Below are 23,550 nucleotides of genomic sequence, written 5' to 3'. Positions count from 1 at the left end.
TAGAATGGCCGCCCGATGGGCGGCCATTCTATTTGCTTGCAGAGTCCGGTTCAGACCAGCGCTTTGCCCTTGAGCAGCTTGCGTACCCAATAACGGGCCGGGTGGAGCGCTTCCAGCAGATCGGCGGCCAGCGGCAGGGGCTCGCCGCAGATCTCGCTGGCGAGCAGCTCACCACAGAGCGGCGCCGAGCAGAGGCCCCGCGAGCCGAGCGCGCCCAGCATATAGAGGCCGGGGTGAAGGGGGAGCGGCTGGGCGTTGTGCTGATCATGCTGCAACTGCGCATAGTGATCCGCCAGACCTTGCAATCTGGCCACTGGCCCCACCACCGGCAGGTGATCCCGGCTGGCACAACGCACCCCTACGCGCGCCTCGTTGCCGCTCACATCCACCTCGGCGGGCCAGGTTTGCTCCGGCAGGCAGGCTTGCAACCGCACCTGATTCTGGATTTGCTCCTCGGCACGAAACTCAAGGCTGCTCTGGTTGCGGCCATAACTGGCACCGATGCAGTGGTGATCGTTGTGCATCGGCGTGAGGTAGCCATCGTAGCAGAGCACTGTGTTGAGTTGACTCAAGCTGGCCGTGGTCGGCACATGGCTCACCTGACCGCGCACCGGATAGAGGGGCAGCTCGGCAAAGGGGAGCAGTGCTGGCAACTGGTGACCGGCTGCGACCACCAGATTGGGAGCCAGCCAGTGGCGGCCATCCTGGCTCTCTACTTGCCAGCCATCGGCCTGCTCGGCAATGGCGCTTACTTGGGTGTGGTACTCCACCTGCAGCAGACCACGGGCTTGTGCCTCCTTGATGGCTGCTCGGGTGAGATCGGCCGGGCAGAGCCAGCCCCCCAGCGGGTAACTGACGCCGCTGTGGCCGCAGGGCAGGCCAACCACCTGCTCTACCTCTGCTGTAGAGAGGGGATGCATCAGTTCGGACGGGAAGGGGCCCTGACTCATTTTCGTCAGCTTGGCTGCCGATTTGTCGTCATAGCCGAGCTGGGTCACTCCACATAATTCGAAAGCAATAGGATGGCGTTCGGCCAACGCCAGCAGCCGTTGGCGGGCATAGCCAAAAGCGAGCGAATAGAAGCGTGACAGCGCATCGTGCTCGCCGTTGAGCAGCGGATAGATCGCCCCCTGGCGATTGCCTGAGGCGCCGGTAGCCGGTTCGCCATCTGCGCACAGCAACGTCACCTTGCGACCCCGCTCCACCAGAGAGAGCGCCGTCATGGCCGAGGCGATGCCGCCGCCGATGATCACCACCTCGCCAGCGCGTCCGGCAGGGCGGGCATACCAGGGGGCGATGGTCAGCTGCGGCTGCTTGTCGGTGCGATCCCCCACCAGCATCTCCCGCTTGCTACCGTGGCCCTTCACCTTCTTCATGGCAAAACCGGCGGCAATCAGGCCGCGACGGACAAAACCGGCACAGGTAAAGGTGGCGATGGAGCAATCGGGACGGGCGAGGCGAGCGAGACCATCAAACAGCTCCTGTGTCCACATTTCAGGATTCTTGGCCGGGGAGAAACCATCCAGATACCAGGCATCCACCAACCCTTCTGCCCGGTGAGGCACCTGCGGCAGCATATCCTTGATGTCGCCAAACCAGAGATCGAGGCGAATGCGGCCGCCCGCAAAATGCAGGCGGTGGCAACCGGAGATCGGCAGCGGCCACTGGGCGACAAGGTCCTGACTCAAGTGGCCAAGTTCATGCCAGGCGGCCAGCGCCTTGTGCAGATCGTCTTGGGTCAGGGGGTATTTCTCGAAACTGATGAAGTGCAGACGGGAGCCGTTACCGGATTGGGGCGCCTGTTCCAGGAAGGCTTGCATTGTCGCCAGAAAGTTAAGGCCTGTGCCGAAACCTGTTTCACCTATCACGAAACTGTCACTATCGTGGTGCGAAAATCGCGCAGGTAGCCGGTTTTGCTGCAAAAAGACGTAGCGGGTTTCACTTAGACCGTTATCATTGGAAAAGTACACATCCCCGAAGTCACTGGAGACAGGAGTTCCCGCTTCATTCCAGTCCAATCGGGCATGATGTAAGGATGTTTGACTCACGTTTTCCTCGGCTCGCGTCACAAAATCGCGGGCATTCTACGTGAAAGCAGACCAGTTTGGCAGCCGAAAGCGGGTAGACTTGGCGCCAGTTTTTCCAGACGAGATGAATTAATGAGAAGAGCAGTGATCACCGGTATCGGCGTCATCTCCAGTATCGGCAACAACAAGGAAGAAGTGCTGGCCTCCCTGAAAGCAGGTAAATCCGGCATCACCTATTCCGAGCAGTTCGAGCAGCACAACCTGCGCAGCCGTGTCTGGGGTAACATCAAACTCGATCCGTCTGAACTGATCGACCGTAAAGTCATGCGTTTCATGGGCGACGCTGCGGCCTACGCCTACCTCTCCATGCAGCAGGCCATTGAAGATGCCGGTCTGGCGGAAGATCAGGTCTCCAACGAGCGTACCGGCCTGGTGGTCGGTTCAGGTGGTGCCTCCGGCAAGAACACCTCGGAATCTGTGGACATCGCCCGCGAGAAAGGGGTCAAGCGTGTGGGCCCTTACATGGTGCCGCGTACCATGTCTTCCACCACCTCTGCTTGCCTGGCGACCCCGTTCCAGATCAAGGGTGTCAACTACTCCATCAGCTCAGCTTGCGCCACCTCTGCTCATTGCATCGGTCACGCGCTTGAGCTGATCCAGCTTGGCAAACAGGATGTGGTCTTCGCCGGTGGCGGTGAAGAGCTGGACTGGTCCTCTACCATCCAGTTTGATGCCATGGGCGCCCTCTCCACCAAGTACAACGACACGCCGGAAAAAGCGTCCCGTACCTATGATGCGAACCGCGACGGTTTCGTTATCTCCGGTGGCGGCGGCATTCTGGTGATCGAAGAGCTGGAACATGCGCTGGCCCGTGGTGCTCACATCTATGCCGAGCTGACCGGTTACGGTGCTACCTCCGATGGCTATGACATGGTCGCCCCGAGCGGTGAAGGTGCGGTGCGTTGCATGAAGATGGCGATGCAGGGTGTAGGCAAGGTTGACTACATCAACACCCACGGCACCTCCACTCCGGTGGGTGATACCAAAGAGCTGGAAGCTATCCAGACGCTGTTTGGCGCCAACGGTCCCAAGATCTCTGCCACCAAGGCGATGACCGGCCATGCGCTGGGCGCTGCGGGCGTGCACGAGGCTGTCTACTCCCTGCTGATGATGGAACACGGCTTTATCGCCCCCAGCATCAACATCGAGACCCTGGACGAGAAGGCCGAAGGTCTGCCCATCGTGCGTGAGTACGAAGCGGCCGAACTCAACACTGTCATGTCCAACAGCTTCGGCTTTGGCGGTACCAACGCCTCTCTGGTGTTCAGCAAGTTCAAAGCTTGATCATCCGGTTGATATGAAAAAAGCGCCTCAGGGCGCTTTTTTTGTCTTCGGGATCTGCCATCACTCATTGCAGAGCAGAGCAGAGCAGAGCAGAGCAGAGCAGAGCAGAGCAGAGCAGAGCAGAGCAGAGCAGAGCAGAGCAGAGCAGAGCAGAGCAGAGCAGAGCAGAGCAGAGCAGAGCATCGGCCATTGTGGAATAGGAAGAGTGGGTTAGTGGCAGATTTCAGCGCAGATGGTGGGGGGAGGTGACGCCACACCAATGAACCTGATCTACATCTCTCTAGCGGAGTAGATAGAAAGAAGGGAGCCTGAGGCTCCCTTCTTTGTTAGCGGTAATGTGATGGCTGTTGGCTAGAACCAGAAGCCGATGATAAAGGAACCCGCCAGGGTCAGCATCACGTTGGCCACCGCATAGGTACCGGCATATCCGAGCGCCGGAATGGAGCTGTTGGCTGCCTCGTTGACCACATCCATCGCCGGGGCACAAGTACGGGCACCTGTGATGGCACCGAGCAGCAGCGCCGGGTTCATCTTGAGCACCCAGACCCCGAACAGATAGCCTACCAGCACCGGCAAGGTGGTCACCAGCATGCCGGAGAAGAGCACTACCGTACCTACCTCGCTGAGGTGGTCGAGGATGCCGCCACCGGCTTTCAGTCCCGTGCTCACCATAAAGACCGCCAGACCGAGATCCTTGGCCAATCTGAGCGCGCCGGGCGGCACATAGCCGACCGTCGGGTGGTTGGCCCGCAGGTAACCCATCAGAATGCCTGCCAGCAGCAGGCCGACGGCGTTGCCGAGACCGAATTCGATCTGACCGAACACCAGCGAAACGGAGCCGATCAGCAGGCCGAGTACGAAGAAGGTGGTGAAGGCCACCAGATCCGTGGTCTGGCTGTGGATGCTGATAAAGCCGATCTTGTTGGCCAGCAGTTTGACCCGCTGCTTCTCGCCGCTGATCTGCAACACGTCGCCCTTTTGCAGCATGATGTTGCGATCGAACGGCATCTCGATCTGGGAGCGCACTACCCGGTTGAGGAAGCACCCTTTCTCGGTGAGGTTGAGCTCCACCAGATGGCGGCCTACCACGGAGTCATTCTTTACCACTATCTCTTCGGTGACGATCTGCAGGTCAAGCAGGTTGCGGTCGAACACCTCTTTACCGTTGCGATAGTTGACGTCCAGCTTCTCGTGGCTCTCGGGATAGCCCACCAGAGCGATCTCATCCCCTTCCTGAATGACGGCATCGCCATCGGGACTGGCCAGAATGCCGTTGCGGCGGATCCGCTCTACATAGCAGCCGGTATGGGGATAGATGCCGGTCTCCCGCAGGGTACGGCCACCGATCCAGGCTGCCAGTTCGGGGCCCACCCGATAGGCGCGGATGATGGGCAGATAGGTCTTGCGACTCTCGCTGTCGGAGAGACCCCGCTCGCGGGCGATTTTTTGCGCCTCGGTATTGAGGTCGAGGCGAGCCAGTGAGGGGAGGTAGCGCACCACCAGCATCAGACCCACCAGACCCACCAGATAGGTCAGGGCGTAGCCGATGCCCATATTGTCGAGCACAGCCTGCATATCGGTCTGATGGGGCAGGTTGAGCAGACCGCTGCGCAAGGCATCCTGGGCACCCACCAGCGCCGGGGTCGAGGTGAGGGAACCCGCCAGGATCCCCGCCGCCATACCCGGCCCCAGATTGAAGAACTTGGCCAGCCCCACCGTCAGCAGCAGGGCGGTCAGCAAGATCACCAGGGTGAGAGTGATGTAGTGGATGCCGTCGCGCAGGAAGACGCTGAAGAAGTGAGGGCCCGCCTCGATCCCCACACAGAAGATGAACAGCATAAAGCCGACGTTTTCAGTGGTGGCTGCAAATTCGAAGCCCATCTGGCCGAACAGCAGGGCGGTAAACAGCACACCTATGGTGTTGCCAATCTGAAAGTTGCCAATTCGCACCTTGCCAAGCAGCAGGCCGAAGGCCAATACCACGAACAGCAGCAGGGAGTCGCTTTGATGTAGCAGTGTCACGAAATCTATGGTCATGCCCGGAAAAACCGAGGAAAAAAGTGGGGTCGATATTGTGCCGGATCTATCCCCAATAAAGAAGCGCAAGGGAGCGATTAATCGGACGTTATCGGACGCTATTTGTGGAGCCGGCGGCGTGATAGGGAGACAAGCGGATGAAATCTGGCAATTTTTGCTGTAACCGTTGTTGTCAATTAGTGAAATCTGCTGCCCGCGACCGAAGTGCTCTGGCGCAGGCCGATATTTTAGATTCTGCTGTCCAGCCGCTTGGCGGGGATCAGTTTCAGCAGATTCAACCGATGGCCACCATGGTTGGCTGAGGGGCAAATCAGCTTGATATTTACCCGTTCGCCCACGGGGCATGGGTTGGCAAAAAGATGCTTCTGAAAAGTGCCAATAGAGCCTGTCACTAGGTGGTTCCGGAGGGAGCAAAAAACAGCATAAAATCAGGTTGGCCAGCAAAATGACTCTTCGCCGGGGGCCATCAAGGGCAATCCCGCGTCCTGACAGGGCTTGCTGCACTTACCCACAGAATCTGTGGATAACCCTGTTTATGAAACTTGTTCATCGCCCTGAAAGCCGCGCCAGTACTGGGATGCAAGGGCTGTTCAAAAAATACCGGAAGAAAAATGTTTGTATAAAAATCAAATAGTTAGATGCGACAGAAGAAAACTCTGTCGAGCCGGGACGGGTAACAAAAGGGAGCGTCAGCAGCAAGAAGGATCTTGTGCATTAAAATTGGCAGGAGAGGGCACTAAAGTGGATAACTTGCACCGAGATGGTGAGGAATTGGCTCCCCCGACTGGACTTGAACCAGTGACATACGGATTAACAGTCCGCCGTTCTACCGACTGAACTACGGGGGAACATCAGGCAAGGAGGAGCATCATACAGAAGGTATCCTGGGTGGTCAAGCCATTCGCGGGATGATGGCACGGGTGTACCGCTGCCAAACCCTCGGTTACACTGCTCCTCTGCTGTTTTGTGTCGGGAGTGTTCATGAGCAAATTGTTCAAGTTAGCCAGCCAGTTTCAACCCGCCGGGGATCAGCCCACGGCGATTGCCCAACTGCTGGATGGCATCGAGTCGGGGCTGGCCCACCAGACCCTGCTCGGGGTGACCGGTTCGGGCAAGACCTTCACCATGGCCAACGTCATCGCCACCCTGAACCGCCCGACCATGATCCTGGCCCCCAACAAGACCCTGGCCGCTCAGCTCTATGGTGAGATGAAGGAGTTCTTCCCCGACAACGCGGTGGAGTATTTCGTCTCCTACTACGACTACTACCAGCCCGAAGCCTATGTGCCGACCACCGACACCTTTATAGAGAAGGATGCCTCGATCAACGATCACATCGAGCAGATGCGATTGTCGGCCACCAAGGCGCTGCTGGAGCGGCGCGACGTGGTGATCGTCGCTTCGGTGTCGGCCATCTATGGTTTGGGGGATCCCCAAGCTTATCTGAGCATGATGCTGCATCTCAAAGTGGGGGATGTGATCAACCAGCGGGATATCCTGCGTCGCCTCGCTGAGCTGCAGTACACCCGTAACGACATGGCGTTTCAACGCGGCACCTTCCGGGTGCGTGGTGAAGTGATCGATATTTATCCTGCCGAATCGGACAAGCTGGCCCTGCGGGTAGAGCTGTTCGATGAGGAGGTGGAGCGCCTCTCCCAGTTCGACCCGCTGACCGGCGCCATCGAGCAGACGGTAGTGCGCTATACCATCTATCCCAAGACCCACTACGCCACCCCGCGCGAGACCATCCTGGGGGCCATCGAGCATATCAAGGAGGAGCTGCGCAGCCGCCGCGAGCAGCTGTTGTCCCTCAACAAGCTGGTGGAAGAGCAGCGCATCAGCCAGCGTACCCAGTTCGACATGGAGATGATGCAGGAGCTGGGTTACTGCTCCGGCATCGAGAACTACAGCCGCTACCTTTCCGGTCGTGCGCCGGGGGAGCCGCCGCCCACCCTGTTTGACTACCTGCCGGGGGACGGTCTGCTCATCATCGATGAGTCCCACGTCACGGTGCCGCAGATCGGCGCCATGTTCAAAGGGGACCGCTCCCGCAAGGAGACCCTGGTGGAGTACGGCTTCCGGCTCCCCTCGGCGCTGGACAATCGGCCACTCAAGTTCGACGAATTTGAAGCGCTGATGCCGCAGACGGTGTTTGTCTCGGCGACTCCCGGCCCCTACGAGCTGGAGAAGTCCGGCGGCGATGTGGTGCAGCAGGTGGTGCGCCCAACCGGCCTGCTCGATCCGGAGATCGAGGTACGTCCGGTGACCACGCAGGTGGACGATCTGCTCTCCGAGATCCGCAAGCGGGTCGCCGTCGAGGAGCGGGTGCTGGTCACGACCCTGACCAAGCGGATGGCGGAAGACTTGACCGAGTATCTGGCGGAGCACGACGTCAAGGTGCGCTACCTCCACTCCGATATCGACACGGTCGAGCGGGTGGAGATCATTCGCGATCTGCGCCTCGGCAAGTTCGATGTGCTGGTGGGCATCAACCTGCTGCGGGAAGGTCTCGACATGCCGGAAGTGTCGCTGGTGGCGATTCTGGATGCGGATAAAGAGGGCTTCCTGCGCTCCACCCGCTCGCTGATCCAGACCATCGGCCGGGCGGCGCGTAACCTCAACGGCAAGGTCATTCTCTACGGCGATACCATCACCAACTCGATGAAGGTAGCCATTGAGGAGACCGAGCGGCGCCGCGCCTTGCAGCATGCCCATAACCTCAAGCATGGGATCACCCCCAAAGGGCTCAACAAATCCATTGGCGATGTGATGGACATGGGGGGCAGCCGCACGGCAGGTAAACCAGGCAAGGGGATGCGCAAGGCAGCCGAGCCGCAAGGGGAGTACCATGTCCGCTCTGCCAGCGAGATTGCCAAAGAGATCAAGCGGATGGAGGAGCAGATGTTCCAGCATGCCCGGGATCTGGAGTTCGAGCTGGCGGCGGCACTGCGGGATCAGATCCAGCGGTTGCGCAGCGAGTTGATCGAATCATGAGCCGTAAACGCTGGCTGATTTGGCAACGACTGCGTCGTCTCTATCAGGGTTTTCGCCATCCCGGTACCCCCTGGTGGGCGAGGGGAATGGTGATCCTTATCCTGCTCTATGGCATCAGTCCGGTGGATCTTATCCCTGACGTGGTGCCCTTGCTGGGATGGTTCGATGATGTGACCCTGCTGCTGGTGTTGCTATGGGGCTGGGAGCGTTGTCTTCCCCCCGCAGTGCGCAGCGATCTGGAACAGGCCTCCTAGTTCACCTTTTCAACTCCATGCTCGGCATCTCTCTTTGTGCTCCCATCCTCGAAGGAAGCGGAAAAACGGTTTCATTTGAAGGTGGGCGCTGCGGGATGAAAAAGAGGCTGCCTCGGTGATTGTCGCCCGAATGGCATTGGCGTAGACTCCACGCCGTTCACTTTATGGGTATGGAAAAAATGGATCTGATCCTCTTTGCAATCGACTTTATCCTGCACGTTGATGTGCATTTGAAAGAGCTGTTCGAGAACTATGGCGTCTGGGTTTACGCCATCCTGTTTCTCATCATCTTCTGTGAAACCGGGTTGGTAGTGACGCCGTTCCTGCCGGGTGACTCCCTGCTGTTTGCTGCCGGTGCGCTTACCGTGGGCAGCGTGCTGGACGTCCATACCCTGGCGGCCGTGCTGATCATCGCTGCCGTGCTGGGCAACGTGGTCAACTACACCATTGGTCACTTCTTCGGCGAGCAGCTGTTCCGCAACCCGGACTCCAAAATCTTCCGCCGCGACTATCTGGAGAAGACCCACGCCTTCTATGCCAAGCATGGTGGCAAGACCATCATCATCACCCGCTTCCTGCCCATCGTGCGTACCTTTGCGCCGTTCGTGGCAGGGATGGGGGCCATGACCTATCCGCGCTTCCTGGCGTTCAACCTAGTTGGCGGCCTTCTGTGGGTACTCTCCTTCGTTTATGCCGGTCACTTCTTTGGCAATCTGCCGGTGGTGCGTCACAACTTTACCCTGCTGATCTTCGGCATCATCGGTATCTCCCTGTTGCCCATGGTAATTGGCGCGGTCAAGGCCAAGATGAGTACAGCCAAGGCGTAACCAGAATACGGTCAGCCAGAACGAGAAAGGGGGAGCCACAATGGCTCCCCCTTTTTATCTCCACGCGGGCATGACACTCAGTTGCAGCAGCGCCCTTTCACCAGATTGCCGATGGCCACTACGGTGAAGACCAACAGGTAAGCGGCGAAGATGACGACCAGCCACTGGGGCATGGAGTAACCGAAGAACTGCCAGGTGATCTGGGCACAATCCCCTTCCGGCATAAAGAGCCAGGGGAGCCACTGATCGAGCGGAGCCCAGCTCGGGAAGTCGGCAAACGGGCTGCAGACGTTGAACGGGGAGGGGTTAACCTGATAATCCACATGCTTGAGGGCCAGCTGGAAGCCGCGGAAGGCACTGTAGCCCCACAGCAACATGGCACTCCAGCGAACATACCACTTATCCGGCGCCACCATGCCGAGCAGACCGGCGGCCAGCACACCCAGGGTCGCCAACCGTTCGTAAACGCACATCACGCACGGGGAGAGGCCCAGCACATGCTGGAAGAAGAGGGCGCACAACTCGAGGAACAGGGCTGATGCTGCCAACAAGCCCCAGGCCAGCCGATGGGCGGCGATACGGCGGAGAAACTCGATCATCTAATTGATCTCTCAGAAAAAACAGTGGCTGAATTAGAGCAGAGCGGAACCGAAAAGAAAAGGGCCCTGAAAGGGCCCTCGGAAACCATCTCAATGGATTAATGCAGCGCCGGCTGTACCGCTGGCAGCGCACTCTCCATCACCAGCCATCCGTGCTGATAGAACCACCCGGTGGCAGGACCAAGCAGCAATTCGACAGAGAAAAAGCCGATCAGCCCCAGCACCAGGGTGTAGGGCAGCGCCATCCAGACCATGCGGCCATAGGAGAGACGCAGCAGCGGCGCCAATGCCGAGGTGAGCATAAACAGGAAGGCGGCCTGACCATTGGGAGTGGCGACCGACGGCAGGTTGGTACCTGTATTGATGGCTACCGCCAGCAGATCGAACTGGGCGCGGTCGATGGCACCATTGAGCATGGCCGTCTTCACCTCATTGATGTAGACGGTGCCGACAAAGACGTTGTCACTGACCATGGAGAGCACCCCGTTGGCCAGATAGAAGAGGGCCAGCTGGTTCTCCGGTTTTGCTGCCAGTACCAGCTGGATCACCGGCTTGAACAGCTGCTGATCGATGATGACGGCGACTACGCTGAAGAAGACCGCCAGCAGGGCGGTGAAGGGGAGTGCCTCCTGGAAGGCTTTACCCAGCGAGTGCTCCTCGGTGATCCCGGTCAGGGAGGTGGCCAGCACGATGACCGAGAGGCCAATCAGACCAACGGCAGCTAGGTGCATGGCCAGACCGACGATCAGCCAGACCGCAATCAATGCCTGAACGATCAGCTTGGCCTTGTCTTGCGGGCTGCGTTTTGCCTCTTCGTAGCGGTTGTACTCCTCCATGATGGCACGCACCGTGTCTGGCAGGCGGGCACCATAGCCAAACCAGCGGAACTGCTCCACCAGCACGCAGGTCAGCAGTCCGCAGATAAAGACGGGGATGGTGACGGGAGACATGCGAATGGCAAATTCGGCGAAGTTCCAGCTCGCTTGCTCGCCGATGATGAGGTTTTGCGGCTCGCCCACAAGAGTGCAGACACCACCCAGCGCGGTACCGATGGCGGCATGCATCATCAGACTGCGCAGGAAGGCGCGAAAATCATCGAGATCCTGGCGATTGAGCTCGGCGACTTCCTTATCATCGGTATGGTCATGGCTGTGACCAAACTCCTTGCCGGACGAGACCTTGTGATAGATAGCGTAAAAGCCGGTGGCGACGCTGATCACCACGGCAATCACGGTCAGGGCATCGAGAAAAGCTGACAGGAAGGCGGAGACCAGACAGAAGGAGAGGGAGAGCAGGATCTTGGAGCGTACGCCGATCAGCAGCTTGGTGAAGACATAGAGCAGCAGCTGCTTCATGAAATAGATGCCTGCCACCATGAACACCAGCAACAACAGCACTTCGATATTGGCGACCAGCTCGTGCTTGACCTGATCGGCGGAGGTCATGCCGATCAACACGGCTTCGATCGCGAGCAGACCACCCGGTTGCAAGGGGTAGCACTTGAGGGCCATGGCCAGGGTGAAGATAAACTCAACGACCAGTAACCAGCCCGCAATGAAAGGATCAAGGTGGAAGGCAATCGGATTGATCACCAGAAATAGCAAGATGGCGCTTTTATACCACTGTGGTGCATTGCCCAAGAAGTTCTTGGCGAATGCCTGCCCTAGGCTTATTGGCATGATAATGGGTCTCAACTTTGTTGTTAGGATCTGCTTCTATGCAGTCAAGGATGATTCGACCTGTGCCTCCGGATGTTGGCCTTTATCTGTCTGATTCCTCGTGATTTTAATCAAAAAGCGTGACGATTATAAATGATAGCCGATGGATCTCTGCCCATCTGTCTGTTTTATAACCACCTTGTCGGGGTTGGCTGGCTCCCTCGTGGCGATTAGATACATATTCCCAACACTATATTTGCCATATGTGAGCAGAGGACTGACCTTATGCTTGCCAGCCATCATCGCTTTGATATCATTCGTCAGCCTTTTTACGCATTACAACAGAGTCAATTCATGGTTATAAAAGCGCAGAGCCCAGCTGGGTTTGCCGAGGAATACATCATCGAGTCCATCTGGAACAATCGCTTTCCTCCCGGATCTATTCTGCCCGCCGAGCGTGAATTATCCGAGTTGATCGGGGTGACGCGGACTACCTTGCGCGAAGTGCTGCAGCGACTGGCCCGTGATGGCTGGTTGACCATACAGCATGGCAAGCCGACCAAGGTGAACAATTTCTGGGAAACCTCCGGCCTCAATATTCTGGAGACGTTGGCTCGTCTGGATCAGGACAAGGTACCTGATCTGATAGCTCAGCTGCTCTCCGCCCGTACCCACATCTGCACCATCTTTATCCGCGGGGCGATCCGTCACAATCCGGAACAGGCCGCCGAGATCCTGCGTGGCGCCGATGGGGTCGAGAACAACGCCCAGGCTTATGCCGAGTTCGATTATCGCCTGCACCACCAGCTGGCGTTTGCTTCCGGCAATCCGATCTACGCCCTGATCCTGAACGGTTTCAAAGGGTTGTATAGCAGAGTCGGCAGCTACTACTTCTCCGACAAGCAGGCCCGCGAGACCGCAGATGCCTACTACAAGACCCTGCTCAATCTGGCGGAGACCAAGAACCACGAAGCCGTGTTCATGACGGTGCGTCAGTACGGTATCGAGTCCGGCAAGCTGTGGACCCGCCTGCGTCAGGACATGCCAAGCGATCTGTGCGACAACTGATCCCTTGCCTGTGCTGTCCAAGAAACGCGCCATCCGGCGCGTTTTTTTATTCTGCCGTGTTTGTGTCTATCCTAGATTGGTGATGGTAATTGCTTGAACTGCATGGATATTTGGCCAAAAAGCTTGATCCAGCGCAAATGAACCCTGCATTTATCACTTTGGTGGCATAGGACCCAACCGCTGATTGAGGTCAAATGGAGGCATCAAGAGCGGAGCCAATATCCGCCAGAAGGAACACACCTTTCACCGGATGAAGGACACAACAATGAGTCTTCTTGAACACACCATCTGGACAGTACTGGGATACGGGGCCATGCCCTTTATCTTTCTGAGCGGATTCGTGGCGGTGGCAGTGACCTGTTGCATGCTGCTGAATGCGTTCGGGGTACAGTCCGCCGAGAAGTGAGTCGCTTCTCCATGCCGCCAAATGCCAGTCTTCGGACTGGCATTTGTTTTTTGTGTCTTTTAAAGCACTTATCCCGGCAGGGAAGGGGAAATCTTTGGTCAGGATGGTCGAACCTGCCGCCGATTTTGATTACACTGGCGCCCGTATTTCCCACTCACCCTTCTCTTATCAGGTGTTCAAGGTTTTCTATGGCTCTCAAGGCAACCGTATTCAAGGCCCAGATCAGTTTGTCTGATATGGATCGCAATCAGTATCAGGACTTCTCCCTCACGCTGGCGCGCCACCCCTCCGAAACCGATGAGCGGATGATGATCCGGCTGGCGGCCTTTGCCTGGCACGCTGCCGAGCGACTGGAATTCACCAAGGGATTGAGCGCCGATGATGAACCCGAGCTCTGGTGCAAGAACTACTCGGACGAAATAGAGCTCTGGATCGAGCTGGGCCAACCCGATGAAAAACGGCTCAAAAAAGCCTGCAACCGCGCCCGTCAGGTGGTGCTCTACCTCTACGGCGGTCGTGGCACCAGCGTCTGGTGGAAGCAGAACCAGGGCAAGCTGAGCCAGCATGACAACCTCAGCATCATCGAACTCTCCGACAGCCAGACTCTGCCGCTCACCGCCATGGTCGAGCGCACCATGCAGCTCACCTGCACTATCTCCGATGGTCAGCTCTGGGTCAGTAACGGGGCACTGGAAGTGACGCTGGATCCGGTGGTGCTGATGGGCAAGCCGGCCCGCGAACTGTAACGGACGCCGCCCATGTTCAGCGCCTTGCTCAATATCGTCATCCCGGTGTTCGGTGTGGTCGGGCTCGGCGCCTTCTATGGGCGATTGCGACCGGGGGCCGCGCTCGGTTACGTCAATCGGGCCAATATCGAGCTGTTTACCCCGGCGCTAGTCTTCTCCGCGCTGGTCAAGTATCCGCTGGCGCTGGCGGAGCATATGCCGCTGATTGCGGCGGGGGCGCTGGTTATTCTGTTACCCGCTCTGCTGCTTGCGCTGCTCAAACTCAAAGGGATTGAGCGGGCAGCCCTGATCTTGCCCGCCTGTAACCCACCACCAAGAATGAAAAACCGGGAGCTGGTAAAAACAAGTGGGAGATGGCGGGACAAACTCAGGAATGGCGGGGCTTGTGGCGTGATGCGGTTAAACCAAGCCGTTTAACCGCAAAATGAAAAGTTGGTACGCTCAGGCGATTGGGATGCGCTGAAAATGAAAAACAGGCTGGCGCCTGTTTTTTCTTTTGTGTGACCGCTAGTAGTGGTTTAAATCTTGGTTTAAGGGCTGTACAAGCGAGACTCTCTCACATGTGAGCATGTCTCGTTAAAAGAAATCGTGCCCGGCCCAGACTACCTTGCCGATCACGGCCAGGTTCTCCAGCTGGTTGGCTGGAACGACCTGCAGGGGGTAATCATCTCGGTTGTCGCTGATGATGGTGATCCCGCCATCGAAGTTTTTCTGCAGGCGCTTGGCGTAGAGCTCTTCTCCCAGGCGCAGCACGAAGATGGATCCGTCTTCGATCTGATTCTTGCTGATATCGACCAGGATAGAGTCACCAGAGTGGATGGTGGGCTCCATGCTGTCGCCTTTGGCGAAGACCACCACCAGGTTATCCGGGTTTAACTTGCGAAACGTGAGCCACTTACGGCGAAAAGCCAGCTTGCGTTTAACCTCATGATCATCATTAAACGCACCATGGCCGGTACTGACGGTGACATGGTAGCCATCGATCAGCGCGTACTCTTCATCAAACTCCTCACGTTGCACCATCTGCTCGGCCGTTCCATCCGGGTGTTTCGGGCCCTGACCGGTGGCCAGCCACTCCAGATTCACATTGAACGTCCGCGCGATGCGCAGCGCCTTGTCGATGGTGGGTAGTGAATTAAACGGGGGGAAGTATTTGCGCATCCCCGACTCACTCATCCCCACCAGTTCGGCAAATGCCTTGTAGCTCAGGCTCCCGCGCAGCTCATCCAGACGGTCACTCAAAGTATCCATTCCCGCCGTCAGAAAAGATACCTCACCGTCTTTTTGTACTGATTGTGGTTTTTCTTCATAACGCTCTGACATACAAGGAATTCTCAGCTAGTGGCTAATGCTGGTGAGTCGATAGACAAAAAATTCCGCACAAAAAGACTTGTCAATCTTTTTGGGGTGATCAATCATTCATATGTGACGCATAGCGACATAAAATCATTCTTTTATGAATGGTGAAGATACGCACTGCGACACTTGATGATACCGAAACGGGGTGAGTATGTCAGGGAAAACACCAGAGTGGATCAGGGCTGAGCTCATAAAATGCGGATATTCCCAAGCTGCTTGGGCCCGCGCTAAAGGGTTGCACCCCCGAGCCGTACAGCGTTGCATCAAACACTATGCTCCGGCCAGAGGGATTAGCCCCAAGCGTCGGGAAAGCCGCGCCATCATGGCCCTGCTGTCCGAATCGCTGGGGATCGATCTGCTGGGAGGTGACCAATGAGCACCTGGTACACCGCCCAGGCACTGGCCGGATTGGTTGGCATGCCCGCTTACCCCGATGGTGTGCGCAAAAAGGCCGAGCGTGAAGAGTGGCAAAGCCGCAAGCGCGAGAAAGGCAAAGGGGCTGAATACCACATTGGCTCACTGCCGATTGAAACCCGCCGTTACCTGGCAGAACAGGCTGTGGCCGCACAAGGCCATGCAGTGACCGATCATGCAGCGGGTGGCAAGGCTATGGCCAAGTTGCTGGCACGCGAGGTGCCGGTCAAACCGGAGGCAGGCCGCAAATTGCTGACACTGGGGGAGGGGCCTCGCCAGAAGGTCGATGCCAGACTGCTGATCCTGCAGGCCGCCGATATCTTCCTGGCCCCCTATCACGCCTGCCAGCAAGGGGAGGTGGGGCGCCGCGCCTTTATCGAGGCATACCGTGCCCGCACTCTCGCCCTGCCTGTCAGCGTTTATGAAAGGCAAAAGCCATTCAGTCTGATCACCCTGCGCCGCTGGCAAAGTGCGCTGGCGGATGAAGGCCCCGCAGCCCTGGCTGGCAACTATCAGCGGGAGCGGCCATCAACCGTCGAACAGAGCCCGGATCTGGCCCAGTTTCTCACCGCACTGGTCACCACCAAGCCCCATCTGGCCAACAAGTGGGGGGCGCTGCACGAACTGGCCAGCCAATACAGCGAAATGAATCAGCTGGGATGGCAGATCCCCAGCCAATCCTCCTTGCGTCGCTGGATGGTGAAATGGTTGGCAGAGAACAAGGTGGCCTTTACCTACACCACCAACCCGGATGCCTACAACAACAAATACCGCAGCGCGATCGAGGAGATGTACCCCTGGATGGCCCAGCCCAACGACGTCTGGGAGTTCGATAGCACCCCGGTCGATGCCATGTTGGTGGATGGCCGTCACAGCATCATCGCGGTGATCGACGTGTATACCCGTCGCGTTCGTTTGCTGGTGGCCAAGAGCTCATCGAGCGAAGGGATCTGCTTGCTGCTGCGCAAGACCCTGCTGGCCTGGGGCACGCTCAACGATAACGGCGTGATGCGCACCGATAACGGCTCTGACTACGTGAGCCAGCGGGTCATGTCCATCTGCACTCTGCTTGGTATGAACGTCAGCCGCTCCAACGCCTACTCGGGCTGGGAGAAACCCCATATCGAGCGCTTTTTCCGCACCCTGAGCCACGGCCTGATCGAGCTGTTGCCCTCCTATATCGGCCACTGCGTGGCAGACCGTCAGGTGATCGAGGCGCGCAAGAGCTTTGCCCAGCGGCTGGAGGAGAAGCGCAAACCGGATGCGCAAAAAGAGATTTACGAGCTGGCCATGACGGCCGCCGAACTGCAAACCCTGCTCGATAACTGGCTCGATGCCCGTTACCACAACCGCAAGCACAGTGCCCTCGGGGTCAGCCCCAATGAAAAGTATCAGCTGGCCCGTTATCAGCGCCGTGCCATTCCCGATGAAGCTGCGCTGGATCTGCTGCTCAACCATATCGGCGAGGCGACCGTCTCCAAAGGCTTTATCAAGGCCGGTGGTCTCAAATACAGCGCCCCCGAACTGCTGGAGCACAACTGGAAGAGCCAGCGGGTCAGCGTCTTTCTCGATCCGTGCGATGTGGGCCGCGCCATTTTGTACCGCACCGGCGATTGGAACGAGCGGATCGAGGCCATCAACATCGACCTGCTGGGCAATGGCATCAGTCCCGATGCCTTCCGGGCGGCCAAAAAAGCCGATGCCAAGGCGTTGGCCAGCTTTCGCCGCGAGATGCGCAACCTTGCCAAGACCTTTGGCATCGACCAGCTCCATCAGGATGTGGTGCGCCACTTCGTCGATCAGGCCAAGGGTATTGAAGCGTTCAGTCGGCGCGATCTCACCCTCGATAACCCGGCATTGGCCGCGCTCACCGGGGTCTCAACGCCCGCTGAGCCCGCCCGTTTCAATGCGGCAGAACTGGCCGCCATAGAAGCCAGACGAGAAGCGAAAGCGCAGCGGGCGCAAGCCACCGCAGGGCAGGAATCGAGAGCACTCAAGACCGAGTACGAGCAAGCCATCTATCTGGCAGAGCGGGAGCTGGATACCCCGCTGACAGAGCGGGAGAAGGAGTGGCTGACCCGATACCTCTACAGCCACAAGCTGATGGCAAAACGCATTAACCGCCATCTGGATGAAGTTCGGGCTACCCGCTGCACCCAGGCAAAAGGTTAGCGAGTAGCCCGAAAAGGCCCAAAAACAAAGGACAAACCCACTATGAAACACAAGATCGTTGAAGTCAAAAACATGATCAAGACCGAGCAGCTGCTCGACAACTTGCTCAACCGCTCCAGCATAGTGCCAGGCATTGGTCTGATCCATGGCCCCTCCGGCTTTGGCAAGACCACCGCCGTGGAATGGCTGTTCAACCAGGACGAAGTGAACGGCATCTATGTCCGCTGCTACAAGGCCGACACGGTGACCAGCCTGCTGGAACAGATTGCCAAAGAGATCGGCATTCCCCAGCGCCACAACCTGCGTGCTCAGGTCGATAGCATCATCGAATCTGTACGCGCCGAAGAGCTGGCCATCTTCGTGGACGAGGCCGATTACGTGGTCGGCAATGCCCGCATCATGGAGACCCTGCGCGATATCTACGATGCCACCGAACAACCCCTGATCCTGGTCGGGATGGAAGAGATTGCCCGCCGCATCAGCCAGCGCAAGCAACTGTTTAACCGCATCTCCCAGTGGATCGAATTCAAACCGGCCGATCTCGATGATGTGTCCCTGATTGCCAGTGAAATGCTGGAGGTGGACGTGGAGATCGACGATGCACTGCTGGATCTGATCCGCAAGCGTTCCAACGGCGTGGTGCGCACCATCGTCTCGGCCCTCGACAAGATTGAAAAAATGGCGATGGCCTCTGATGCCCGGATTATCCGGCTGGAGGACGTTGACGCCAGCGAGCTGCTCCATGACGTGCGTCGCAGCCGCTAGCCGTCAGGCTACAGCCAATAAAAACAAAGCACGGGAGGGATTCCAGTGGTTGATACAAAAGCAACGCTAATGACGTTGCAAGCCTGGGAATGGATGTGCCAGCAAGAGACTTTTCTGATCAAGGACGTGATCGCCGTGACGGGAATGTCGGAGGCACATATCTACAAGGTCGTGCGTGACTGGTTGGCCGCTGGCCACCTCATTAAACACCCGGACGGCGTGGTATCCCGCCCGGCCTCTTTCAAAGTGGTTAGCGCTCAATACATGCCACCGATTGGCAAAAGCAGTGGCCAGAAGCGGCCCAAATGCAGGAACAAGCGCAAAACCAATCAACAGAAAATGTGGAACACCATGAAGATCAGCCGCTTCTTCACCCTGACAGACCTGATGCTGACGGCAGAGACGGGTCAGAAACAAGCCTGGTTTTACACCGATAGGTTGGTAAAAGCCGGTTACGTCAAGGTGCTGTTCAAAGTTGACAGTTTGCTGCCTGTACCCGCCAGACACGGCCTGACAGGACGCTATCAGCTGGTCAGGGATACAGGCCGTTATGCCCCGCTGTGTCGTGACCATGGTTGCTGGGATCAAAACCAGCAGCAGTTATACCCGTTCCAACGGGAGGAGGAGACACATGGAAACGTGGCTTGAGGTGTTGCAGGCCGAAGTGGCAGCCAGTTCGCTGGCCCAGGTGGCCGAGAAGCTCGGGCTCTCTCGCACCACCATCAGCCAGGTCTGCAACGAAAAGTATCCCGGCGATATGGCAAGGGTACAGACCCTGGTGGAGGGGGCCCTGATGGGCAACAAGGTGAGGTGCCCCATCCTGGGGGATATTCCGGCTCACCAGTGCCTTGCCCATCAACGTCGTGGCCCCAGTGAGGTGGGTAGCAGCCCGATGGATATCAAGCTCTGGAAGGCATGCCGCAGCGGTTGCCCCCATAGCCAGCTGACCGAGGCGCAGCAGCTTCGCCGCCCGATGCGGTTATCAGTAGAGCAGGGCAAAGGGTCGCAGAAAACGGCTCGCTATGACGCCGAGGCCACCCTCTCCAGATTGCGCCGACAGGCCAAAAGCGATGGCGACAATGCCAGCAGCAGCCTGCGCATCCTAAGTGAGCTGCTGGCCGAAGAGCTGAAAATCATGGCCATCAAATACAACCGGCTGCTCGACAAGCAAGAAGGCAAATAAGGGTTGGCAGGGCTCTTTCGCGGTGGGCCCGGTGACGAGATCACAAGGAGAATGGGATGAAAAAGTATCTGCACAGCAATTTGCAAAAGACCGCCGAGCAACTCAGCCACTGGCTGACGGCCAAGGGATATGACGTTCGCACCAGTCGGGTTTGCCATACCCCGCTGCTGGCGGTTACCGGGCCACTGCCCAAAGAGATGCAGGCGCGCGCCGTGTTGAGCCGTGAATGTCTGGCGGGCGTGGTGCGTGAAGTTGCCCTGGTGCGCTTTGGCGGGTGCCTGCTGCACTGGCGCCAAAAATCCTGAAACCGGCAAGGGGGATGAGATGAGCAAGATCCAGCTTGAGATAGAAGACGAGGCGCTGGCGCGGGTGGTACTGCGCCAGTTACCCAAGTTTCTCGAATTCTGCAGCGCGACCCACCAAGAGGAGCTGGCGAGCGCGACAACAGAGCAGTACAGCGCCGTGATGTGCCCTCCGGTGCCTGGCAGCAACAAGATCCATTAAGGAGAAGCCCATGCAAGAAGCACAAACCAGCAGTACCACCCCGATGCGCCAGAACGCTCAGGGGCACTGGGTACCGGAAAACCTGATCGCTCCGGCAGACAAGCTGCGCGATGAAGTGGTGATGGGCATCATTGCGGCAGCCCGCGAGCAGCGTTCGCAGCTGGCCGCCTTCAAGATTGGCGCCATGCAGCAGATCAACGACTTTGTTGACCTGTCATCCGAGCAGTACGGCGTGGCGTGGGGCGGCACCAAGGGCAACGTGACCCTGCTCAGTTTCGACGGCCGTTACAAGCTGATCCGGGCGGTGGGGGAGCACCGCAAATTTGATGAACGGATCCAGGCCGCCAAAGCGCTGATTGACCAGTGTATCGAACGCTGGAGCGATGGCGCCAGCAGCGAGATCCGCGCTCTGGTAGACCATGCCTTTCGGGTATCCAAGAGCGGTCATATCGACGTGAATCAGGTGCTCTCCCTGCGCCAGCTCAATATCGATGACCCGGATTGGCTGCAGGCCATGCAAGCCGCTGTCGATGCCATCCAGGTGACCGGCACCAGCCAATATCTGCGGCTCTACGAGCGTGACGCTCACGGGCGTTACATCCAGATGAGCCTGGATCTGGCCAAGGTATAGGGAGGAGGCGTGATGGAAATCAACGTGGAAAAAGCGGAAGAGCAATTGCTGCTCTGTGAGCAGATCACCGAAACCGAGGGCACCTGCTACCCCGATGATACCTATGAGGATGGTATCAAGGCCGCCTTGCTCTGGGCGCTGGGGCTGGGGCCTGCGCCCCTCAATGCCGAGGAGTATCAAGGGGTGACGCCACTGCAGTTCGAGTAATAGCCCGATGCGAAACAGGGCGGCACTGCCGCCCTGTCTATCCGGTGTGGTGGCCTGGTACTGATGAGCAACCAAACGATCTGGGCCCAGGTCTTCACCGTCTTGATACAAGGAGCACGGCGATGACCAAAACAGAGATGGATATTCGGCTTACCAAGATATTCAGCAGCGCAGCCATTGCACTGGTGGCTGCTGAAAAAAGGGCTGTGTGCAAACAGCTCAAGCAGTTTGATAAAGAGGCACGCGCCCGTGGTTTTCACGCGTTGGCCGGAGAAGCCTGCCAGATGCGCTGGCAACTGGTGGCAGAGCTGCAGCAGGCCAAATCGGTCAGAGATTGTGGCGGGGTACACGGAACCGGGGATCGCCATGGCCATCTATAGCCCCCTGCTGGCCCCCCATATTTTGGCTCGCCGCCTGCAAAGCGGTCGGGCCTGTATCACCGAACTGGGGTTGGAGCAGCGTTGCCCCCGTTGTGGCGAGTTCTGGCCATGGGATACCGAGTTTTTCGGTTTGGCGAGTGATGCCACACGGCTCTCCAGCTGGTGTCGGGGGTGCCTCAATGAGCACTACCAACAGCTGAGGGTGGCCGGGCAGCATCATGACAGCAAGGCAGAACGGGGAGGGGATAGGTGATGGACAAGCGCAGCAGATTGATCCGGCTGGTACAGGTGGGGCGCCGTTCGTTGGCGCTCGATGACGAGTGTTACCGCGACCTGCTGGCCAGCCACACCGGTAAGCGCAGCGCCGCCCTGTTGAGCGAACAGGAGCTGGAGCTGGTGCTGACTGCCTTCAAGGCGGCGGGCTTTATTCCCAAGCCTGCTCGCCATGCAGCCAACAGACGGCTGAGCCCTGCGGCCGGTAGCCACGTCAGGGTCAATGAAATTGCCAAGATCAGGGCCATCTGGTGCGAGATGGCCCGCCTTGGTATCGTCAGGGATGGTTCGGAAACCGCATTAAACCATTGGGTGCAACGGATGACTGCCCGTTTAAACGGCGGGGTAGGGGTGGCCGAGGTGGGCTGGCTGGATGCGCCTCTGGCCGTCAAAATGCTGGAGGCGCTGAAAAAGTGGTCACAGCGTTAACTGTGCGAGTGGTTACTTATTTGATCTGGGAACTTGCAAAGTGGGTAAAACAACTCTGGGTAATCTCATCCGTTCACATTGGGAACAGAGATATTCTCTCCAGTAAGGCCAGACATGATAGCTAGCGTTTTGCAAAGAAAACGCATCTATGCAGTCTTGCGATAGTGCAGTCTTGACTTGATATTCGGCAACAAAGTCAGCTTCGATGATTGCCTTGATTTGAGGCTCACTTTCTTCGTCATGTTCACCCTCTGCAACAGGTTGAATCCAGCGAGTGCCCATACGGATAAAGACTCGCAGCAGGTCTTGCCCTCCATCCAGCGTCAATAACTGGCTTTGTTCAACAATATGCATTTGCTGCACCTGCAATAAATCCATATCGCCGAAGTACTTTGGATCAAAATCATCAAGGCAAGCTGCATGTGAGGAATGCAAGTAGACGTCGTTGATAACAAGAGCATCAATGGCCTCTTGCAGTACCTTGTTGGCCTTAGCCATAACTAACCTCATGCTGGAAGCTACGTTTGGTCTTGATGACCGCTTGCTGACGTCCGGCGTTTGCCATATCGATAGCAACTATCTGCCATGGATCTTGCGCTTGATACACGACCCCTGCATCTCGTCTCAGTCGTTGTAGAACCAAGGGCATCTCATCAGCAAGTCTCAATAACTTGTCCATTGCTTCAGACTGGATGACATCATCCGCTTCATACTTGGAAAATGCGACAGGACCGCCACCAAATACACGAGCAGCGGTTTCTTGGGTCATTCCCCAGCTTTGCCGCAAGGCCCGTACTTGGGCTCCAGTGAGGAGACCCATCACCATTTTTCTAAACGCCAGTGTGTCCCGTTTGTTGTGCCGTAAGTCGGCAGCAGTTGCCTGCTCACTACCGCAAGCGTCACACACAGAGTAGTGGCTTGGGCGCATGGCAGTGTGACCCATGTATTCGACTTCGATATCTTCAATCTGATGATGCAGATGGCCCGATTCGCAAATCGGGCATACGGTTGCAGCCATCTTGAACCTCCTAGCGTGTAGGTACGTGGGCCGATACCAACAGTAGTATCTTGCCTGTTTTACCTATCGCGAACTTGATGTAGTACTCCACGCGCAAATCCCTGTACGCGTACTCATTCCACTCATCTCGGCCTAATTGGTATGCGTCACAAGCAGCCCAAGGGCCAGTTGGGCGTTGTACACACCATTGAGAATTGAGGTACCGCCCATGCTGCAGTGTGTCACGCAGCAACTGTTGAATATCAGCCTCGTCAA

At 57.6% G+C, this 23,550-nt stretch carries 26 protein-coding genes, 1 tRNA gene, 1 other RNA gene and 1 pseudogene; 21 read left to right on the top strand and 8 right to left on the bottom strand.

Features of this window, described 5'->3' with window-relative positions; genetic code table 11:
* Nucleotides 1–50: 50 nt before the first annotated feature.
* Nucleotides 51–2,069: a bifunctional tRNA (5-methylaminomethyl-2-thiouridine)(34)-methyltransferase MnmD/FAD-dependent 5-carboxymethylaminomethyl-2-thiouridine(34) oxidoreductase MnmC gene (gene mnmC, locus ACB042_RS05185; protein WP_371177957.1), complete on the bottom strand. Its 2,019-nt coding sequence runs from the start codon at nucleotides 2,067–2,069 to the stop codon at nucleotides 51–53.
* Nucleotides 2,070–2,159: 90 nt separating this feature from the next.
* On the opposite strand from mnmC, the gene fabB reads away from it, so the two are divergent.
* Nucleotides 2,160–3,371, top strand: a complete 1,212-nt coding sequence (fabB, locus tag ACB042_RS05180) for a beta-ketoacyl-ACP synthase I (protein WP_005336905.1) — start codon at nucleotides 2,160–2,162, stop codon at nucleotides 3,369–3,371.
* A gap of 351 nt (nucleotides 3,372–3,722) precedes the next feature.
* On the opposite strand, the gene ACB042_RS05175 is transcribed toward fabB, so the two are convergent.
* A complete protein-coding gene (locus ACB042_RS05175) occupies nucleotides 3,723–5,408 on the bottom strand; it encodes an aspartate:alanine antiporter (RefSeq protein ID WP_005336899.1) in 1,686 nt (561 codons plus the stop codon).
* Nucleotides 5,409–5,545: 137 nt separating this feature from the next.
* Here ACB042_RS05175 and ACB042_RS05170 point away from each other — a divergent pair, with 137 nt between their 5' ends.
* A complete protein-coding gene (locus ACB042_RS05170) occupies nucleotides 5,546–5,710 on the top strand; it encodes a hypothetical protein (protein ID WP_236271367.1) in 165 nt (54 codons plus the stop codon).
* A 470-nt stretch (nucleotides 5,711–6,180) separates the two neighbouring features.
* Here the strand turns inward: ACB042_RS05170 and ACB042_RS05165 are convergent.
* Nucleotides 6,181–6,256, bottom strand: a tRNA-Asn gene (locus ACB042_RS05165).
* 133 nt (nucleotides 6,257–6,389) lie between these two features.
* Here ACB042_RS05165 and uvrB point away from each other — a divergent pair.
* From uvrB to ACB042_RS05150, 3 genes are all read left to right on the top strand, one after another.
* A complete protein-coding gene (uvrB, locus tag ACB042_RS05160) occupies nucleotides 6,390–8,402 on the top strand; it encodes an excinuclease ABC subunit UvrB (RefSeq protein WP_371177956.1) in 2,013 nt (670 codons plus the stop codon).
* Nucleotides 8,399–8,656: a YkvA family protein gene (locus ACB042_RS05155; protein ID WP_201905226.1), complete on the top strand. Its 258-nt coding sequence runs from the start codon at nucleotides 8,399–8,401 to the stop codon at nucleotides 8,654–8,656. Before uvrB ends, ACB042_RS05155 begins: the two co-directional genes overlap by 4 nt.
* Nucleotides 8,657–8,835: 179 nt before the next feature.
* Nucleotides 8,836–9,483, top strand: a complete 648-nt coding sequence (locus tag ACB042_RS05150) for a DedA family protein (RefSeq protein WP_041202713.1) — start codon at nucleotides 8,836–8,838, stop codon at nucleotides 9,481–9,483.
* 77 nt (nucleotides 9,484–9,560) lie between these two features.
* Here the strand turns inward: ACB042_RS05150 and dsbB are convergent, their stop codons facing one another.
* Both dsbB and nhaB read right to left on the bottom strand, forming a co-directional pair.
* On the bottom strand, nucleotides 9,561–10,082 hold the full coding sequence (dsbB, locus tag ACB042_RS05145; RefSeq protein WP_005336895.1) for a disulfide bond formation protein DsbB: 522 nt from the start codon (nucleotides 10,080–10,082) through the stop codon (nucleotides 9,561–9,563).
* Nucleotides 10,083–10,180: 98 nt separating this feature from the next.
* Nucleotides 10,181–11,761 carry a Na(+)/H(+) antiporter NhaB gene (gene nhaB, locus ACB042_RS05140; RefSeq protein WP_371177955.1) on the bottom strand — a complete coding sequence of 527 codons (1,581 nt, stop codon included), beginning with the start codon at nucleotides 11,759–11,761 and terminating at the stop codon, nucleotides 10,181–10,183.
* 333 nt (nucleotides 11,762–12,094) lie between these two features.
* On the opposite strand from nhaB, the gene fadR reads away from it, so the two are divergent.
* The 4 genes and pseudogenes from fadR to ACB042_RS05120 form a co-directional block, all read left to right on the top strand.
* Nucleotides 12,095–12,808 carry a fatty acid metabolism transcriptional regulator FadR gene (gene fadR, locus ACB042_RS05135; RefSeq protein ID WP_026034983.1) on the top strand — a complete coding sequence of 238 codons (714 nt, stop codon included), beginning with the start codon at nucleotides 12,095–12,097 and terminating at the stop codon, nucleotides 12,806–12,808.
* Between the two features lie 265 nt (nucleotides 12,809–13,073).
* Nucleotides 13,074–13,214, top strand: a complete 141-nt coding sequence (locus tag ACB042_RS05130; RefSeq protein ID WP_005345965.1) for a TIGR02808 family protein — start codon at nucleotides 13,074–13,076, stop codon at nucleotides 13,212–13,214.
* A gap of 188 nt (nucleotides 13,215–13,402) precedes the next feature.
* On the top strand, nucleotides 13,403–13,960 hold the full coding sequence (locus ACB042_RS05125; protein WP_371177954.1) for a YaeQ family protein: 558 nt from the start codon (nucleotides 13,403–13,405) through the stop codon (nucleotides 13,958–13,960).
* A gap of 12 nt (nucleotides 13,961–13,972) precedes the next feature.
* Nucleotides 13,973–14,260 (top strand): annotated as a pseudogene (locus tag ACB042_RS05120) (AEC family transporter); the annotation flags it as partial.
* Between the two features lie 276 nt (nucleotides 14,261–14,536).
* Here the strand turns inward: ACB042_RS05120 and ACB042_RS05115 are convergent.
* On the bottom strand, nucleotides 14,537–15,283 hold the full coding sequence (locus ACB042_RS05115; protein ID WP_139493910.1) for a helix-turn-helix transcriptional regulator: 747 nt from the start codon (nucleotides 15,281–15,283) through the stop codon (nucleotides 14,537–14,539).
* 408 nt (nucleotides 15,284–15,691) lie between these two features.
* Between ACB042_RS05115 and ACB042_RS05110 the strand changes: the two genes are divergently transcribed.
* From ACB042_RS05110 to ACB042_RS05055, 12 genes are all read left to right on the top strand, one after another.
* Nucleotides 15,692–17,905 (top strand): DNA-binding protein, encoded by a 2,214-nt coding sequence (locus ACB042_RS05110; RefSeq protein ID WP_371177953.1) that lies wholly within the window; start codon nucleotides 15,692–15,694, stop codon nucleotides 17,903–17,905.
* 42 nt (nucleotides 17,906–17,947) lie between these two features.
* On the top strand, nucleotides 17,948–18,670 hold the full coding sequence (locus tag ACB042_RS05105; protein WP_029300291.1) for an AAA family ATPase: 723 nt from the start codon (nucleotides 17,948–17,950) through the stop codon (nucleotides 18,668–18,670).
* Between the two features lie 69 nt (nucleotides 18,671–18,739).
* Nucleotides 18,740–19,318, top strand: coding sequence for a hypothetical protein (locus tag ACB042_RS05100; protein ID WP_371177952.1), 579 nt, complete (start codon nucleotides 18,740–18,742; stop codon nucleotides 19,316–19,318).
* Nucleotides 19,302–19,853 carry a transcriptional regulator gene (locus tag ACB042_RS05095; RefSeq protein ID WP_041217404.1) on the top strand — a complete coding sequence of 184 codons (552 nt, stop codon included), beginning with the start codon at nucleotides 19,302–19,304 and terminating at the stop codon, nucleotides 19,851–19,853. The genes ACB042_RS05100 and ACB042_RS05095 overlap by 17 nt, the downstream gene beginning before the upstream one ends.
* 56 nt (nucleotides 19,854–19,909) lie before the next feature.
* Nucleotides 19,910–20,158, top strand: coding sequence for a hypothetical protein (locus tag ACB042_RS05090; RefSeq protein ID WP_371177951.1), 249 nt, complete (start codon nucleotides 19,910–19,912; stop codon nucleotides 20,156–20,158).
* 19 nt (nucleotides 20,159–20,177) lie between these two features.
* Nucleotides 20,178–20,357, top strand: a complete 180-nt coding sequence (locus ACB042_RS05085) for a hypothetical protein (RefSeq protein ID WP_005353400.1) — start codon at nucleotides 20,178–20,180, stop codon at nucleotides 20,355–20,357.
* Between the two features lie 10 nt (nucleotides 20,358–20,367).
* A complete protein-coding gene (locus ACB042_RS05080; RefSeq protein ID WP_371177950.1) occupies nucleotides 20,368–20,988 on the top strand; it encodes a DUF3164 family protein in 621 nt (206 codons plus the stop codon).
* A gap of 12 nt (nucleotides 20,989–21,000) precedes the next feature.
* Nucleotides 21,001–21,195: a hypothetical protein gene (locus ACB042_RS05075; RefSeq protein WP_005345945.1), complete on the top strand. Its 195-nt coding sequence runs from the start codon at nucleotides 21,001–21,003 to the stop codon at nucleotides 21,193–21,195.
* A 7-nt stretch (nucleotides 21,196–21,202) separates the two neighbouring features.
* Nucleotides 21,203–21,272, top strand: an RNA gene (locus tag ACB042_RS05070) — hammerhead ribozyme type II.
* A 45-nt stretch (nucleotides 21,273–21,317) separates the two neighbouring features.
* Nucleotides 21,318–21,575 carry a hypothetical protein gene (locus ACB042_RS05065; protein ID WP_371177949.1) on the top strand — a complete coding sequence of 86 codons (258 nt, stop codon included), beginning with the start codon at nucleotides 21,318–21,320 and terminating at the stop codon, nucleotides 21,573–21,575.
* Nucleotides 21,562–21,828 (top strand): hypothetical protein, encoded by a 267-nt coding sequence (locus ACB042_RS05060; RefSeq protein ID WP_213343343.1) that lies wholly within the window; start codon nucleotides 21,562–21,564, stop codon nucleotides 21,826–21,828. Before ACB042_RS05065 ends, ACB042_RS05060 begins: the two co-directional genes overlap by 14 nt.
* Nucleotides 21,828–22,277, top strand: a complete 450-nt coding sequence (locus tag ACB042_RS05055) for a gp16 family protein (RefSeq protein WP_371177948.1) — start codon at nucleotides 21,828–21,830, stop codon at nucleotides 22,275–22,277. Before ACB042_RS05060 ends, ACB042_RS05055 begins: the two co-directional genes overlap by 1 nt.
* Nucleotides 22,278–22,289: 12 nt before the next feature.
* On the opposite strand, the gene ACB042_RS05050 is transcribed toward ACB042_RS05055, so the two are convergent.
* Nucleotides 22,290–22,775: a preprotein translocase subunit SecB gene (locus ACB042_RS05050; protein ID WP_069555368.1), complete on the bottom strand. Its 486-nt coding sequence runs from the start codon at nucleotides 22,773–22,775 to the stop codon at nucleotides 22,290–22,292.
* Entirely contained in the window at nucleotides 22,768–23,295 is a 528-nt protein-coding gene (locus tag ACB042_RS05045; RefSeq protein WP_040069956.1) for a type II toxin-antitoxin system MqsA family antitoxin, read from the bottom strand. The genes ACB042_RS05050 and ACB042_RS05045 overlap by 8 nt, the downstream gene beginning before the upstream one ends.
* Between the last annotated feature and the right edge of the window lie 255 nt (nucleotides 23,296–23,550).

The sequence above is a fragment of the Aeromonas sp. S13(2024) genome, from assembly GCF_041402405.1.
Lineage (GTDB): Bacteria > Pseudomonadota > Gammaproteobacteria > Enterobacterales > Aeromonadaceae > Aeromonas > Aeromonas veronii.
This window is presented reverse-complemented; position numbering and strand designations above follow the sequence as displayed.